The 1,034-nt window shown below is 38.1% G+C and carries 1 protein-coding gene; it reads left to right on the forward strand.

Annotated features, from left to right (window positions below; all coding sequences use genetic code 11):
- Window positions 1-291 (forward strand): hypothetical protein (locus AC27HL_RS19505; RefSeq protein ID WP_487082721.1); only part of this gene is annotated, 291 nt, incomplete at its 5' end.
- Between the last annotated feature and the right edge of the window lie 743 nt (window positions 292-1,034).

Below are 1,034 nucleotides of genomic sequence, written 5' to 3' on the forward strand. Positions count from 1 at the left end.
TGTGTAAAGAAAGCTCAGGTGAATATGTTCAAGAGTAATTTAATAAATAGTGGCAAGTTAACTGTTCGACTCATGTTAGCAGTAGCGGGACTCTTTTTATTAATGCTTTTTCTTAATTTACTAAGTGGTGGCACTGAAGCAGCGTATTCATATGTTGAGAGCATTAAAGTTCGGGAGTTGTTAGCTCCTATATGCGCTTTTTTCCTTGTAACTTTATTTCTTCCACCAGTGGTCATGTTTTTTGTTTCAAAATTCAATTTTCGGGTGCCTTTACCAAAAAGAAAAAAATAGCACTGGGTGGTATTTTTACACATAACAAGCAGTTAAAGCGGGACTTTTTACAGTTTGCTCGGTTCCGCTTCGCTACACAATTTTAGCAAACTAATAAAAAGCCCCTTAACGTGGGCGTTATGCGGCAGCCGCGAATTCGAATAAATTTATTGTTTTCGGTTGGCACCTTACAAAGGCTAGGGTGCTTGTTGCCGATTCTTTGTTTTGGTAATTTAAGAGCCAATAGTGCTGTTTCAGCTTTTGGCTAAACAGTTTTTCGCCAAGTTAGGTTTGGTGGCAAAAGTTACTTTATTTAAGTGGCTCAAAATTCATGGTTTGGTGTGTCGCGCTGTGTAGGTGTTCTTGTTTTCTACGGTCGGGCTGCCACAAAATATTATATAAATGGTGCTGTTTGTGGTCATCACAACCAGCGCATAACAAGGCGCTCAATGGGACGTTTAAAGTTTGGCTCGTTTCGCTGCGCTCACAATTTTAGCCAAACAGTAAACGCCTATTAGCTTGGCGTTATATGCTTTAAAGAATTACGTATTAGAGCAAGAGATTTTTACGTAGTGTTTTTCGCTAAAACTGTTTAGTGTATGCACTAATAAACTTTGTTATTTAACCCTTTTTCAAAGGCAACAAAGTTATTAATTTAGTTCGGCCAGTTGTGTTAAACGCTCAAAAGTTCACGGCTGGTAGTTTTATAACGGGTGCCTTTAAATTCGTGTAGTGTTTGTTTTAAATTGCGCTGCATATAACAA

Source organism: Colwellia aquaemaris (assembly GCF_057548755.1).